The following is a 14859-nucleotide window of genomic DNA, read 5'->3' as shown; positions in this document are numbered from 1 at the left end:
TATTGTATATTTTATCACAAAGATGAGTTTTTTTCTACTTTTATAAAAAAATTAACAAAAAAAGCTCACTAAAATGACTAATCATCATTCAAATGAACTTTTGAACTTTTCATATTAAATCTTTAAAATTAAATTTCTAAAATGCTGTAATTGTTGCAAGTAGCCCAAAGACTACCCCTGGAAAGTTTGCTGCTGATAAAGGATAATCTTTTTTTTCCTTTAAAAGCCCATAACTTGTCCATATTGTACAGTTAATTGCTGCTGCTAAAGGCTGTAAAAAAAATGTTTTGTGTCCGTGCAAATTTCCCATTATTTGTGGAACATAAGACACATACATTATTACAGAAAGTAATGTTCCAATCCATCCTAAGATTTTTAAATTCTTTTCACTCATTTTGTTCTCCAATCTTTTAAATTTCAATAAAATTAACAAGTTTTAACAATAAAAGTATATCACAAAGTCTTTTGAAAAAACAATAAAAAATCAAATTAAATTTCCCTTGACATTACAATAAAAATCCGATATAATATCTTTGTAAATTTTGCCGCTTTAGCTCATCTGGTAGAGCAACTGACTTGTAATCAGTAGGTGGTTGGTTCGAGTCCGACAAGCGGCACCACTTTATAAAAATTACTCATATTATAATTTTAGGACTATTTTATTTTAATAAAATAGTTTTTTTATTTTTGAAAATATCAACTTTAACTTTTGGTATTAAATCATAAAATATTTTATAACTCAAAAAGAACAATAATCATAAAAATTTATAATATACTCGAATCTATTTAAAATTGAACTGATTGAAATTATATAATTTAGGGTTTAAGTAAAATAGTCATAATTTTTGAGTTCTATTTTAAACTAGTTTTACTATAATATTTCTTTAAATACATTTTATATTTATTCATTTATAAATCTTGATTCCTTATATTCCAAATCATTTAAAATGATTTCAATTCTTCTATTATTATATCTTCCTTCTACAGTTTCATTTGTATCAATAGGTTCTTCCCCACCTTTTCCTATAATTTTCACAATGGAAAATCTTTTATCTAATCCATATTCCCGCAATAATTTAGCTGCATTTACTGCCCTTTCCAAAGATAATTTTCGATTATGTTTTTTTGAACCAGTTGAATCTGTATGCCCTATAATTTCAAGAGAACCTTTTTCTATATGGACATTAAGCATATTTGCAATGTATTTCAAATCATAACTTTCAGATTCATTCACTTTTTCTCCACCTACCTTAAATCCATGAACTACACATTTTCTATCTGTTATAATACAAGGCGAAAATCCAAAATTTATCTGAGTTGACATTGGGGTTTCTGGAATATAATTAGTATTTCCCATATTAATTTTTTCTTCTTTTTTCTAATTTCCTCTGTCTGTACACTCATATCTATTACTATCATCAAAAGTATAATTAATTTTTTCATAATCTTTTTTGCTTTAAAATTCTAATTTTACTTATTTTCTTGATTTTCAAATTCTACATTATTCAAAAGAATTTCAACCCTTCGGTTATTATATCTTCCCACAACCATTTCGTCTGTATCCACAGGCGAATTTGCTCCTTCACCTTTTATTTTTCCAAAGGAAAATCTTTTATCCAGCCCAAATTCTCTCATTAATCTTGCAAAGTTTTTTGCCCTTGTTTCTGATAATTTTAAATTATGTCTTTGTGAACCCGTAGAATCTGTATATCCTATAATATCAATTGTTCCAGATTTGCCATATTTATTCAATATATCAACAATCTCCCTAATACTAGAAGCTTCTGATTCATTCAGAATATTTCCATCTACCTTGAATCCTCTTACAACACATTTTTTCTCACTTACAGAACAAGGTCCTCCTAAATGTGCCATTGCATTTATTCCAACCGCCATTACCAAAAATATAACTGCTTTCTTCATTACTATCACTCCTTAACACTTTTTTCACTAGAATTATACCATATTTTTGTAAAAAAAAAGAAAAATCTGATAAAATCAAATCTTTCTTTCATAAATTAGTTTTAATTATTATTTTTTAGTTTTTTTCGCTAATAATTTGTTGTGTTCCTTTATTACTTCATTGAAGTTTGCAAGTACATTTTCCGGTGTCCCTTCCTCAGTCTGTGCAAAGAAACTGTCACTTACAGACGAATGTGAAGCTTTTTCCTTTTTCTCTATTCTTTGGATAAATACATTTACAGATTGCTTAAATTTATTTGCTTTCTGGATAAATTCACTGTGGTCTCCAGGATTATATCCTTCTTTTCCAAGCTGTTTTGTATTTTTTATAGATTTTTCAAATTTTATAAAGGCTTTATCCATTTTTTCTTCCAATTTTTTGAATTTTTTTGCATTCCCTTTTGCAGTAAAATCACTTGCATCAAGCCCTTGCTTATGTATTTCCTTTATAATCTGATCGCCTTCTTCGATGAACATAAATTGATTATACGTAATATACTGCTTTCTCTTGTCATAATCTTTTATCATCAGCTTTTTAATTTCATCTGATTTTTTCTGGAATACTTCTTTGTAACTTTCTGTAACCTGATTATACTTATCCATACAGGCAAGCAACTCAGTATGTAAAATTTGAGCTTTTGCATAATTATCTTTTGTATATTCCTTATTTTTATAATAAGTTCTCATTTTATCCGTAATTGGTAACATTTTTTCAAGTATTGGAATTATAGCTTCCGCTTTTTTATCCATATCATCTTTTTTTTCATTACTTTCAGAAAGTTCTTTCAATTTGTCAATAAAGTTTTTATCTATCGCTATATCAGCTACAACTTCTTCATTTTGTATATTCTTGAATTTTTTATCCATTCCAGCATCTTCAAAATAATACAAAAGTCCTTTATCAATATTTAAAATTCGATTATAAAACCGTATATGTTTACTATATTTCTCTTTGTTCTGTTCTAATATAATCTGTTCTTTAGAAGGTTTTTTTACAATTTCTTCTTCTGGCTTTTTTTTCAATAGTGATAAAGATACAATAACTGACATTATTATCACTATTATTCCAATTTTCTTCATATAATATCTCCACTCCTTCATTTAAAATAACTTTAAATCCATATAATAACTCTTATTTTTTCTTACTCCTTTGAGTTTCGTTTTAAATCTATTTTACTATCTATATAATTATAATAATTTTTATAGATAATGTCAAATAAAAATAATATATTTGAATGAAAAAATTTTATTTTACATATTCCAAAGAATGTTATATAATATATCTAAAGATTTTTAAATAAATATAATAGAAAGGAAGAAAAATGAGAAAATTATTAATTATTATTACAATGTTTCTGACATTTTTAGTCGGATATGGAAAAAATTCTGAAATTAATGTAAGAAAAGGAGCAAAACTTCCAAGTTTCGAACTTATGGATTTTAATAGAACAAAAATAAAAAGCCACAAAATTTTAAATAATGGAAATCCAACATTACTTGTTTTTGTTGCTGAATGGTGTCCATACTGCCAACATGAGCTTCCTGAAATTCAAAGATTCTATGAAGAAAACAAAGATTCTGTAAATGTTGCCGTTGTTTTTATAAGTAAAAATACAACATTATCAGATTCAAAAAAATTTATAGATGAAAATGGTTTCACTTTTCCTGTATACTATGATCTTGACAGATCTCTAATGAATGCCTTTAAGATTAAGTCCGTTCCATATAACTTAAAAATACAGAATTCTGTAATTCAAGACATTCAAAATGGCGTTGTAACTTATGATAAATTAAGCGAGTTATTTTCTTCTGGTAAATAAGCTTATTTAAATGTAAAAATAAAAAATATGAACTAATCTTAAAAATATTAAGAATTTAGCTCATATTTTTTTATCTAAAAAGTTCAATTTTATACTATTCTACTTTATAAAACTAGATACTTTATAAATTTCGTAAGTATTTAAATCTTTTTTTATTGATATGATTTATATTTTTTAATAAATAAACATCGAATCTCCAAAACTATAAAATCTATACTTTTCTTCAACTGCCTTCTTATACGCCTCAAAAACAAATTCTTTTCCACCAAATGCTGAAATTAACATAATTAATGTAGATTTTGGCAAATGAAAATTTGTAATTATTGCATCTACAATTTTAAATTCATAATCTCCATAAATAAAGATATTTGTATCTCCCTTAGAAGCTATTAATTTTCCATTCTCATCAACAGAAGATTCCAATGTTCTTATTGATGTTGTTCCTACTGCAATTACACGATTCCCATTTTTTTTAGCCTCATTGATAATTTTGGCAGTTTCTTCGGGTATTCGATATTTTTCACTGTGCATTTTATGATCTAGCACATTTTCCACCTGTACTGGACGAAATGTTCCAAGCCCCACATCCAAAAATACTTCTGTAATAATAACTCCCTTTTTACGAATTTTGTCTAGAAGCTCATTTGTAAAATGAAGTCCCGCAGTTGGAGCGGCTACTGACTCACCTTCCTTAGCATAAACAGTTTGATATCTATTTTTGTCCTCTAATTTTTCCATAATATATGGTGGAAGCGGCATTTCTCCCAATTTATCCAAAATTTCCTCGAATCTTCCTTCAAAATCAAATTTTATAATTCTATTCCCATCTTCCTTAATTTCTAGAAGTTCCGCCTCCAAAACTCCTTCCAAAAATATGAGTTTTTGTCCTATTTTTAGCTTTTTGGCAGGCTTTAGCAAAACTTCCCATGTATACATATCATATCTTTTTAAAAGAAAGCATTCTAAGACAACTCCATTTTCCTTATGTCCAAACAATCTTGCTGGAATAACTTTCGTACGGTTAATTACAAGAACATCATCTTTTTTCAAATAATCTATAATATTATAAAATTTTTTATGTTCCAATGTTTTTTCTTTTTTATTTAACACTAATAATTTTGAATGATCTCTCGGATTTACAGCATGCTGTGCTATCAGTTCCTCAGGCAGTTCAAAATCAAAATCTGAAATTTTCATTTGATTTATTTCTCCTATTTCTATATTTTTTTTATTTCTATTCATTTTAAAGGAAACAGGGAATTATTAAATTCCCTGCCATAATTATTATTATATTAATATGCTCTTCCAATTTCAAAAGTTTTATAAGTGTCTACTCTGTTATACCAACCTTGTAGCCATCTTCTTTCATTTCTTGGAGCATTTCTTACACGTCTTGCCAATATATCTTTGGCAGAGTTGCTAAATTCTACTAATGCACTTTGTCCTACTGCTGTTCCTTTCATATTTTCAAGCACTTGTCTTAATCCCCAAGCTATATTATTATATGAAGAAACACCTTTTAATCCTTCACCTTTAAAATTTACATAATCAATCAACGCATAAAGTCCATTAGGAGTATTTACCATTCTTTCAAATTGATTTCTTAAATTTTCTTTATTTGAAGACGCTTCTATCATTTTATCAAGAGAACTCTTTAATCTGTCATATATAAACATAACTTGAATATCTCTTGTATTATCAAAAAATGCTATTAGTTCTTCAATATCCTTGTCTCCACTAGCCTTTTTAGCCATCAGTTCTGATTTACTATTCCATGGAGAATATCTAAAATCTGTCAGTAATTTAGGTAGACTAACACCTTTTTGCTTATAATATGCTATCATATCTGGCAAACTGTCTCCAAATCCACTTCTTCCACCGCTTGCTTTAAACCAAGTAAAATGTCCTATACCAAGTGAAGGGAAATTCTCTCCATCATTCCAGTCTACTAGATTATTTCTAACTCCACCTGTTTCATTTTGAAAAATTCTTTCAGCTACAGCCAGCAATTGCTCTTTTGATAATTTCATATCTGGAGTTCCTTGCTGAGTTTTTCTATTTGCTGTGTAAGTATTTACATTTGGTCGCTCATAACTTCCGCTATCACGCATATTTCTCAAACTTGTATTTACATTTAAGTCAATACTTTTATTGTTATACTGATTTTTAATTAACTTTTCCAGCTGAGAATTATTTGTTTTTGATGATGCGACTAATTTTGGCTCAGATTTTGGCATATTTACATTTTCGACACTTTCTGATGATGAAATTGCTTCTTTGATATTCTCACTTCCAAATGATATTATTGAATATGTTAATCCTAACAATAACGCTCCTGTCTTTTTAAAAATTCTCCTATCACTAACCATTATTCATCTCCATTCTTTCTTATTAGATGATTCTTAATTTTTAAAGTAAAGTGTCTAAAAATCTAGAATCATTTAATATTTTTTGTTAATTTTCAATTTTATTTATAATTTTCTGTCCTACAACAACTCTATCCAATCCAGCTAAATCTTTTATAACTTCAACATTCTTAAAACCTGAACTTGTCATAATTTCTTTGACATATTTTCCTTGCTTGTAGCCTATTTCAAATATTAAATAGCCAAAATCAGTCAAATAATCAGATGCCCTCTGACAAATTTCATAGTAGAAGTATAATCCGTCATTTTCTGCAAAAAGTGCTTCACTTGGCTCATGTAATAAAGTGTCATCTGACATAATACCTGCTTCATTAAGGGAAATATACGGTGGATTTGACACTATCATATCAAACTGATTAAATTCAATATTTTCAAATAAATTTGATTTTAAAAATTTTATATTTGGAACTTTTAAAAGTTCCTTATTTTTTTCAGCAGTTTCAAGTGCCTTTTCAGAAATATCCACGCCTAATACATATGAGTCCTTTATTTCCAATGCGGCTGTTATTCCTATTATACCACTTCCAACGCCAATATCAAGTATTTTGGGATGAACTTTTGAATTTTGATTTTTTATAATATTATTTCTCAAAATATCAATCATTTTTTCGACCAAAACTTCAGTATCCTGACGCGGAATTAAAACTCCCTTATCAACGTAAAATTTTCTTCCATAAAATTCCTGTTCATTTAACAAATACTGAACTGGAAATTTTTCACGTCCAATTTTCTGAATAAAATATCTGATTTTTTCAATTTTTTCATTTTCAATTTCATCTCTGTACTTTGTAAAAAGCATCATTCTATCAATATTTAAAACATGTGAAAATATAATTTCCGCAATTAACTTACTTTCATCAATATTATTTTTTTCAAGATATGAAATGCTTTTATCAAGCAGTGATTTTAATTGCTTTTCAGATTTTTCTATATTTTCAAAATTATTGTTATCAGATATTTTTTTATCATTATTTGTTATATCGTTTAGTTTTTCTCTAATTTTTTTTAAGTCATCTTCTGATAACATACGCTCAAATTCAGCATAGAGCATAATTCTTTCCATTCCCATTACTTCTGAAATGATACTTTCTGCTGTCAATCTGGCATTTTTTATACCTTTTTTTTCTAAATAATTAACCGATTTATTCAATATATCCAGTAAATTATTCATTTCCACTTCCAACTTCTTTTAATAATTCAGCCTGTTCATAAGCAATTAAGGCATCTATCATTTCGTCTAAATCTCCATCTAGAACACCATCTAGCCTATGAAGTGTCAGCTTAATTCTATGATCAGTAACTCTTCCTTGAGGAAAATTATATGTTCTGATTTTTTCTGATCTATCTCCACTTCCAACTTGTGAACGTCTTTCATTTTCAACTGCACTTCTTTGTTTTTCATATTCCATTTCATACAACTTAGAAGCTAGTACTTTCATTGCAGCTTCTCTATTTTTTATTTGCGAACGTCCATCTTGCGAAGTTACTACAAGTCCAGTTGGCAAGTGAGTAATTCTTACAGCAGAATCTGTAGTATTTACGTGCTGTCCTCCAGCTCCACTTGATCTGTATGTGTCAATCTTCAAATCACTTGGATTAATTTCAACTTCACTTACATCGTCTATTTCTGGCAGTACTGCAACTGTAATTGTAGATGTGTGAACTCTTCCAGAAGATTCAGTAGCTGGAACTCTTTGTACACGATGAACTCCACTTTCAAATTTTAATCTTGAATACGCTCCGTTTCCTTTGATTAAGAATGTTACTTCCTTCAATCCACCAACACCGATTTCACTTTTATCAATGATTTCAGTTTTCCAACGGTTTCTTTCTGCATATCTTGTAAACATTCTGAAAATATCAGCTGCAAATAATGCCGCTTCATCTCCACCCGCTCCAGCACGGATTTCCATAATAACATTTTTATCATCATTAGGATCTTTTGGAAGTAAAAGAATTTTTAATTCTTCTTCAAGATGGGGAATTTCTTCTTCAATTGAATGAATTTCCTCAAGCATCATTTCTTTCATTTCTGAATCTTTTTCAGATTTCAAGTCTTCTTTTAGGCTTTCCATTTCCTCTTTACGATTTTTGTAATATGTATATTTTTGAACAACTTCATCAATGCTGTTTAAAGCCTTATTATACTCCATAATTTTCTTTGGGTCTGAAACAACTTCAGGATCCATAAGCATTTCTGTAAGTTCTTTATGCTTTAAGACAACATCGTCTAATTTTTGAAACATAATTTATTTTTCAACTCCTAAATTTTCCTATTTTTTATATTATATTTGAACTTTTTAAAAATCAGATTTGATAAAACTGATTGAAATCTAAAATCCATATAACTAATTATAATTATAGGTTTTAGGCCCAAATTTAAAGCGGTATTTTTATAAAATTATTTTATTATAATAATATTTACCAACAGTTATTATAACACATTTTTTAACTTTTTTCAATTTTTAATTATATAAAATTCCAAATTTCATCATTACAAACAATATAATAAACGAAACTGAAAAACCAAGCAATCCTCCAGCCAGTACTTCTCTAATACTGTGAATTCCAGACTTAACCCTGCTCTGTGCAACTAATGCAGCCATAAAGAAGCCTAATATCAATATTCTCACATCTGAAGTCATAAATAAAAGTATTCCAAATGCTGAAAAAGCTATCGCACTATGTCCACTTGGCATTCCACCTTCAAGTGGTGTTCCCTTTTGAAAAAACGATTTAAGAACAATCACAAGGATTGCAACTAGAATTAATATTAAAATCGAGATATTCCCTTTTCTTCCTGCAATAACATGCAATTTATTTGTGCCGTCAAAAATATCCAGTAATTTATCATAAAATAGCAGATAACCTACACAAAGTGCATTAATCGCAGCAATTAAAACTGCTCCAGCCGCCACATCCTTAGCTAATTTTGCAAGAGGATGACGTTCAGGCGAAATCAAATCCACAAGTGCCTCAACTGCTGTATTTATAAGTTCTGTAATTATTACAAATGACACCGACAATGAAATTATAAGGATTTCTACCTTACTTGCATTTATAAGAATTGCTAAAATCACAATAACAATTGCAGCAAGTATATGTACTTTCATGTGTTTTTCGTTCTGCAATGCCGAGATCATCCCATCAATCGCAAAATTAAAACTGTCCACAAGCCTTTTATCTCTTGCCCTCTCTTTTTTAATGTCCCAATTGTATCTATCTTTTTTATGAAATAACCCAAAAATTGATTTCTTCTCTTTTTTATTTTTTTCTCCCAAAATTTTTACTCCTTTCTAATTTCAATAGATTTTAATTTAAGTATTAATTTTTTTATTTTTATAGAATGTATTAACATTCTATTTTTACATTATTTCATTAATAATTATTTTTTTATACTTTTTTACGTAAGTTTATCAAATGCTATGCCCTTACAATTTTGCTTGATAATTTTTATTAATACTGTTTTTCACTTAAATGGCGAATGTTCAATAAGTTCTGAATTATATACTTTAGTAAGAAATTAAAACTTATTGTTTTTAATACAGTTTCTATTTTCCAAGAGGATTTTATATAAATTTATCATCTATTATAGTTAAATTTACTCAAAATTTCTTCTTCTCTTCTTCTCATGACAACTTTATCTTCCTCTTCAATATGATCGTATCCAAGTAAATGCAGCATTCCATGACATAATACATAATAAAATTCCCGCTCATCAGAATGCCTATATTCGCTAGACTGCTCTTTTACACGCTCTATTGAGATTACAATGTCACCTAACATATTTACTACTCCAAAGTTTTCAGTTTCATTATAGGCAAAGGAAATTACATCAGTTGGAATATCTTTTTGTCGATACTCACGGTTTATTTTCTGAATTTCATCATTTGTTGTAATTAATAATGAAAGATAGTATTCATTTTTATCAAATTCTTCTTTATATTCATTTTTTAGAATATAGCTCACAAATTCATTTATTTTAGGTTCATCAAAAAAATTGTCAATTTTTTCAATATCATAAGTTATATCTATTTCTACCATAATTTTCTCCATTTTTATATTTTTAATTTTTTTTAGCTTTTTCATCCATTTTTGGATATTTTATCCTCTCGTGATAAACACCTTGCAGTGTATTTATAAATGATCGTACTACAATTTCTATCTCTCCCAAAGTTAAGTCGGAGTCGCTTAACTGCTTGTCTTCAATTTTAGATTTTACCAAATACCTGATAAAGTTTTTGATTCCTTCTTCACTTTTATTTTCAAGCGTTCTTGTTGCCGCTTCTACCGTATCTGCCAGAAGGATTATTCCTGATTCTTTTGTTTTTGGCTTAGGCCCGCTGTATCTAAAATTACTTTCCACAACTTCTTCTCCACTTTCTAGTGCTTTGTAATAAAAATATTGTGTTAGCGTTGTACCGTGATGTTGCAGTATTACATCCAATATTTCCTTTGGCAGTTTATTCTCTTTTCCCATAATATAGCCATCTTTTGTATGCGAAGTCAATATTAATGCACTTAATGATGGTTTTATCTTATTATGGGGATTAACTCCATCCCGTTGATTTTCCACAAAAAATTCTGGACGCTTCATTTTTCCTATATCATGATAATATGAGGCAATTCTTGCAAAAGTAGCATTTGCTCCTATACTTTCAGCCGCTCCTTCCGCAAGAGCCCCAACCATTATACTATGATGAAAAGTTCCTGGTGCTTTCATAAGAAGCTGTCTAAGCAAGGTATGTGAAAAATCACTTAATTCTAGTAATTTCATTGTCGTCAGAATTTCAAAGTAATCTTCAAAATATGGCAGAGCCGCAAGTGACACCATTCCAGTTAAAATTCCTGAAAATACTGAAAACACTATCATTAACATAATTAACCCAAAACTTGACTGATTGACTAATCCATAGCTAAATGCCATCAATGCCTGAAATATTCCTAAAAAGAAACTCAATTTTACAATATCACTTCTACTCACAAGATTTGCAGCCTTATAAACTGCAACTAGTGAAACTGCTATTGTAACTAAAAACCACGATTCTTCTCTTGACAAGATAACCATATTTGAAAATGTCAAAATAATTGCATACGTTCTATTTCCCAAAATTGTTGTTATAATAGGAAGCATTGCGAATGGAAGCAAATAAATAAAAAACTCGTTATTTAAAAATAAAATATAGAAAACATTTACAAATACTATTGTAATAAGTGTCGGATAGAATGCCTTCGATTCTACAATTTTTTTTACATTTTTTCTAAGCAAATAGTAAATTAGTATCATAAGAAGCGAGAATGTAGAAGCAAGTCCGACTATTTTCCTCAATTTATCTCCATTTCTTACTAAATTTAATTTCTCAAGTTTTAAAAGTGCATCCGAATCGATAGTTTCACCTTTTTTTACAATAATGTCTCCTTTATAAATTTTAATTTCCTTATCCCTTAACGACATCATATTATCTGCAATTTTTTTCTTTGTAGCCTCTTCATTAATAACCAGATTTGGCTTCATAAAATTTTGCAGAACTTTCATATCCAGATTATCTGCTTTTATATCTTTTTTTCGTATTATTTTTGAAAGATTTTCCATTTTATAAATTCCATCACTATAAATTTCTGATATAATGTCCGTTAGATTTACAGAATACTCAACATTTTCAGTTCTTGCCTTTATTTCCTTAATATCCTCAACCGAAAATGTGTACTTATTATCCTTTATATACCCTTTAATCGTTGCCTCATCAGATAAATTTCGTACATCACGTAAAAATTTGTTAAGCAAAATTATAGTTTCTCTATTCACATCCTTTATTTTATCAAATTCAGGCTGTGTCGTCTTCATTATTTTTTCTTCAATGCTGTCGTCCAAAATATCTATAAAATAAGATACATTTTTATAAGCCACAATATCAGATTTTGCAATGCTTCCAACAACATAGTTCACATTTAACCTTGACATTTCGATAATTATTCCAAATATCATAAATATTATTGTTAAAATAATAAATCTGAACATGAACTTGTTTTTGACTTTATACTGTGTTTCATTGTTTTTAGTCTTTCTTTCCTTCACTTCAAAAACAAATTCTCGCCCTAGTATATTTACTCTCATTTTCCCTTTCCTTTCCTAAATTTTATAAAACTCCCTTTTTGCTTTTACAATACTCTATTACTTCATCTTTTTTAAAATTTCACTTTTACTTTCAACTACCTTGTTTCTTGGCAAAGCCGATAAAAATTTTTTTCCATACATTTTTTTTATTATTCTGTTATCTAGAATTATAATATTTCCGCTATCAGTCTTGCTTCTAATAAGTCTTCCAACTCCCTGCTTAAACTTAATTACGGCTTGCGGAACTTGATAGTCATTAAACGGGTTCTGTCCATTTTTTCTAATGTTTTCAATAATCGCTTCAGTTACAGGGTCATTTGGCACTTTAAACGGCAGTTTTGTGATGATTACTGATTGCAGCTGTTCCCCCTGTACATCTACACCTTCCCAAAAACTGTCTGTCCCAAATAATATTGGATTTTTAGAATTTTTAAATATTTCTATCATTTCATGCCTTGGAAAATCATTTTGCTTTATAAGCGTATATTCCTCTTCTGAGAAACGTGATTTTAACTGATTGTACAAAAAATTCAAAGCACTATATGAAGTAAATAATAAAAAACAATGCCCTTTCGTATTTTTTATTACACCTTCAATAAATTCTTCTAAATCCCTTAAAAATTCGATATTTGTTGGATCAAGTGCATCTTCTGGAATATAAACTTTCATTTGTTTTTCGTAATCAAATGGCGATTTTACAATCCTTTCGTCTATTTTCCTGCGATTTTCCTTCATAAGACCAATACTTTTTTTATAATAATCAAATTTATTGTCAACAGCAAGTGTTGCTGAAGTAAAAACCATCCTATCCATTTTTGTAAACAAATTATCATTCAGTTCATCTGAAATATCGAAAGGAGTAGCATATAATTTTACATTTGGACGAATTGTAGTAACATTAGCCCAGTAAACATACCCTTCTTCTTTCCCTTCCAGAATAAACTCAAATTTCTTATAATATTGCTTCAATCTTTCATAATATCTTGAAAATTCAAATAAAAACCCCTCTTTATCTTCCAAATTATAATTGCTCACTGTATTTAAAAACTTATTAATTCTTATAACTAAATTTCCATAACTTTCCTTAAATTGGCTATTAATTTCCATAACTTCACGAAAAGCCTTATTACTTTGCATTTTCTGCTTATCAATTTTTATTTTGATTTCCCTGTTGTTATTATTTTCTGAAAAAAGATATATCAATTTATCAAAAATATCTATTCCCTTATCGTAAAATATATTCAATTCTGCAATAGCATCTTCCTTCAATTCATCGACTTTCTCATATTCTTCACTTGAAAGACTTTCGTTCAGATAAGTCATTAATCTTACAATAGCCCCACCATTGCTGGAATTTACAACACGTCTATTATAAATATTCCCCATAAGCCGTCCAAATGATATTTTTGACGTTTCAAAAGTAAAATAATTTCGAGCCGTATCTTCTATATTGTGAGCCTCATCAAAAACAACAATATCATAATTTGGTAAAATTGAATAATTTGTATAAAATCCTGTCTGATTTCTAATTGCTAAATCTGCAAAGAACATATGGTGATTAACAATAAGAAGTGTTGCATCCGCAACATTTTTTCTAGCATTAAAAAAGTGGCATTTTGAATAATATGGACACTTTACTCCTTTACACATATCCGCTTCACTATTCACTTTTTCCCAGATACTGTTTGAAATCTCGTATTTCAGCTCATTCCTGTCACCTGTCCTCGTAACATTTTTATCCCAGTCAATAAGATTTCTTATAATATTTTTTTCAGTTTTTTCCTCTTCCGTATCTGTTTCTTTCTCTGCAACATCTATATTATAAAGTTTCCTCTTGCAAAGATAATTCCCACGCCCTTTCACAATCTGATAATTAAAATCTTCATTAATAATTTTTTTTAAAAGCGGAATGTCCTTATTAACAAGCTGTTCCTGCAAATTAATCGTATTTGTGGAAACTATCACTTTCAGATTATTTTCAATAGCATAAAGTAACGTAGGTAATAAATAGGCTATTGTCTTTCCTGTACCAGTTCCTGCCTCAACTATCAGCTTCTTATTCTCATTCATGCTATTTTCAATTAATTTCGCCATTTCATACTGTTCACGCCGCACTTCAAATTTACCAAAATTCTTATGAATAACTCCATTCTCCCCAAAATATTCATCTATATCTATCTTTATAAATTCTTTTAAAGGTACAATCACATAAATATCATCCACAGCGTTATTCACAATGTATGAAGCTCCCCCAACTTCCCCATACATGCTGGAAATACTTACATCTTCATCTGACGGAATCAACACTCCAGATGGATGATTATGTATTATAACTTCATTTTTTCTCATCATATTTAATAATGCAGCAACAGAACTGGAATTTCCTCTTGCAATAACTTCTACCTCAGAAACTATTCCTTCTTCATCAGGAATTCCACGAAAAAACACTTCATTTCCGCCAGATTCGCTAATTCCGAGACGCATACTCTCCATTGCTTTCGCACTAATAAATTCAGCAATTTTCATCTTTCCTCCT

At 28.8% G+C, this 14859-nt stretch carries 13 protein-coding genes and 1 tRNA gene; 2 read left to right on the top strand and 12 right to left on the bottom strand.

Annotated features, from left to right (window positions below):
* Window positions 1-136: 136 nt before the first annotated feature.
* Window positions 137-394 (bottom strand): SemiSWEET family transporter, encoded by a 258-nt coding sequence (locus AB8B23_RS02765; RefSeq protein WP_021770288.1) that lies wholly within the window; start codon window positions 392-394, stop codon window positions 137-139.
* A gap of 150 nt (window positions 395-544) precedes the next feature.
* Between AB8B23_RS02765 and AB8B23_RS02760 the strand changes: the two genes are divergently transcribed.
* A tRNA-Thr gene (locus tag AB8B23_RS02760) sits at window positions 545-620 on the top strand.
* Window positions 621-901: 281 nt separating this feature from the next.
* On the opposite strand, the gene AB8B23_RS02755 is transcribed toward AB8B23_RS02760, so the two are convergent.
* The 3 genes from AB8B23_RS02755 to AB8B23_RS02745 form a co-directional block, all read right to left on the bottom strand.
* Complete coding sequence (locus tag AB8B23_RS02755; protein WP_369713300.1) at window positions 902-1357, bottom strand: OmpA family protein; 456 nt, start codon at window positions 1355-1357, stop codon at window positions 902-904.
* Window positions 1358-1470: 113 nt separating this feature from the next.
* Window positions 1471-1923: an OmpA family protein gene (locus AB8B23_RS02750; protein WP_369713299.1), complete on the bottom strand. Its 453-nt coding sequence runs from the start codon at window positions 1921-1923 to the stop codon at window positions 1471-1473.
* Window positions 1924-2031: 108 nt separating this feature from the next.
* Window positions 2032-3042, bottom strand: coding sequence for a YiiG family protein (locus AB8B23_RS02745; RefSeq protein ID WP_369713298.1), 1011 nt, complete (start codon window positions 3040-3042; stop codon window positions 2032-2034).
* 242 nt (window positions 3043-3284) lie between these two features.
* On the opposite strand from AB8B23_RS02745, the gene AB8B23_RS02740 reads away from it, so the two are divergent.
* Window positions 3285-3782, top strand: a complete 498-nt coding sequence (locus AB8B23_RS02740) for a TlpA family protein disulfide reductase (protein ID WP_369713297.1) — start codon at window positions 3285-3287, stop codon at window positions 3780-3782.
* 174 nt (window positions 3783-3956) lie between these two features.
* Here AB8B23_RS02740 and queA read toward each other — a convergent pair whose 3' ends face one another.
* The 8 genes from queA to AB8B23_RS02700 all read right to left on the bottom strand — a co-directional run bounded on the left by queA (window position 3957) and on the right by AB8B23_RS02700 (window position 14849).
* A complete protein-coding gene (gene queA / locus AB8B23_RS02735; RefSeq protein ID WP_369713296.1) occupies window positions 3957-4979 on the bottom strand; it encodes a tRNA preQ1(34) S-adenosylmethionine ribosyltransferase-isomerase QueA in 1023 nt (340 codons plus the stop codon).
* A 95-nt stretch (window positions 4980-5074) separates the two neighbouring features.
* Window positions 5075-6151: a hypothetical protein gene (locus AB8B23_RS02730; protein WP_369713295.1), complete on the bottom strand. Its 1077-nt coding sequence runs from the start codon at window positions 6149-6151 to the stop codon at window positions 5075-5077.
* An 85-nt stretch (window positions 6152-6236) separates the two neighbouring features.
* Entirely contained in the window at window positions 6237-7379 is a 1143-nt protein-coding gene (prmC, locus tag AB8B23_RS02725) for a peptide chain release factor N(5)-glutamine methyltransferase (RefSeq protein ID WP_369713294.1), read from the bottom strand.
* Complete coding sequence (prfA, locus tag AB8B23_RS02720; RefSeq protein ID WP_021743320.1) at window positions 7372-8454, bottom strand: peptide chain release factor 1; 1083 nt, start codon at window positions 8452-8454, stop codon at window positions 7372-7374. The genes prmC and prfA overlap by 8 nt, the downstream gene beginning before the upstream one ends.
* Window positions 8455-8673: 219 nt before the next feature.
* Window positions 8674-9489 carry a diacylglycerol kinase gene (locus AB8B23_RS02715; protein WP_021743321.1) on the bottom strand — a complete coding sequence of 272 codons (816 nt, stop codon included), beginning with the start codon at window positions 9487-9489 and terminating at the stop codon, window positions 8674-8676.
* Window positions 9490-9790: 301 nt separating this feature from the next.
* Window positions 9791-10252: an rRNA maturation RNase YbeY gene (gene ybeY, locus AB8B23_RS02710; protein ID WP_369713293.1), complete on the bottom strand. Its 462-nt coding sequence runs from the start codon at window positions 10250-10252 to the stop codon at window positions 9791-9793.
* 22 nt (window positions 10253-10274) lie between these two features.
* The gene (locus tag AB8B23_RS02705; RefSeq protein WP_369713292.1) at window positions 10275-12323 is read right to left on the bottom strand and encodes an HD family phosphohydrolase; all 2049 of its coding nucleotides are present in this window, start codon (window positions 12321-12323) and stop codon (window positions 10275-10277) included.
* Between the two features lie 57 nt (window positions 12324-12380).
* Entirely contained in the window at window positions 12381-14849 is a 2469-nt protein-coding gene (locus tag AB8B23_RS02700) for a helicase C-terminal domain-containing protein (RefSeq protein WP_369713291.1), read from the bottom strand.
* Window positions 14850-14859: the final 10 nt, after the last annotated feature.

Source organism: Leptotrichia sp. HSP-342, assembly GCF_041199995.1.
Lineage (GTDB): Bacteria > Fusobacteriota > Fusobacteriia > Fusobacteriales > Leptotrichiaceae > Leptotrichia > Leptotrichia mesophila.
The sequence above is the reverse complement of the archived record's forward strand: the minus strand, read 5'-3'. Positions and strand labels throughout refer to the sequence as shown.

Excerpts from the sequence above, each read along its gene's own strand:
- prfA (WP_021743320.1), bottom strand. The coding sequence starts at position 8,454 with ATGTTTCAAAAATTAGACGATGTTGTCTTAAAGCATAAAGAACTTACA.
- AB8B23_RS02700 (WP_369713291.1), bottom strand. The coding sequence starts at position 14,849 with ATGAAAATTGCTGAATTTATTAGTGCGAAAGCAATGGAGAGTATGCGT.
- queA (WP_369713296.1), bottom strand. The coding sequence starts at position 4,979 with ATGAAAATTTCAGATTTTGATTTTGAACTGCCTGAGGAACTGATAGCA.
- ybeY (WP_369713293.1), bottom strand. The coding sequence starts at position 10,252 with ATGGTAGAAATAGATATAACTTATGATATTGAAAAAATTGACAATTTT.
- AB8B23_RS02755 (WP_369713300.1), bottom strand. The coding sequence starts at position 1,357 with ATGGGAAATACTAATTATATTCCAGAAACCCCAATGTCAACTCAGATA.
- AB8B23_RS02740 (WP_369713297.1), top strand. The coding sequence starts at position 3,285 with ATGAGAAAATTATTAATTATTATTACAATGTTTCTGACATTTTTAGTC.
- AB8B23_RS02750 (WP_369713299.1), bottom strand. The coding sequence starts at position 1,923 with ATGAAGAAAGCAGTTATATTTTTGGTAATGGCGGTTGGAATAAATGCA.
- AB8B23_RS02765 (WP_021770288.1), bottom strand. The coding sequence starts at position 394 with ATGAGTGAAAAGAATTTAAAAATCTTAGGATGGATTGGAACATTACTT.
- AB8B23_RS02705 (WP_369713292.1), bottom strand. The coding sequence starts at position 12,323 with ATGAGAGTAAATATACTAGGGCGAGAATTTGTTTTTGAAGTGAAGGAA.
- AB8B23_RS02745 (WP_369713298.1), bottom strand. The coding sequence starts at position 3,042 with ATGAAGAAAATTGGAATAATAGTGATAATAATGTCAGTTATTGTATCT.
- prmC (WP_369713294.1), bottom strand. The coding sequence starts at position 7,379 with ATGAATAATTTACTGGATATATTGAATAAATCGGTTAATTATTTAGAA.
- AB8B23_RS02730 (WP_369713295.1), bottom strand. The coding sequence starts at position 6,151 with ATGGTTAGTGATAGGAGAATTTTTAAAAAGACAGGAGCGTTATTGTTA.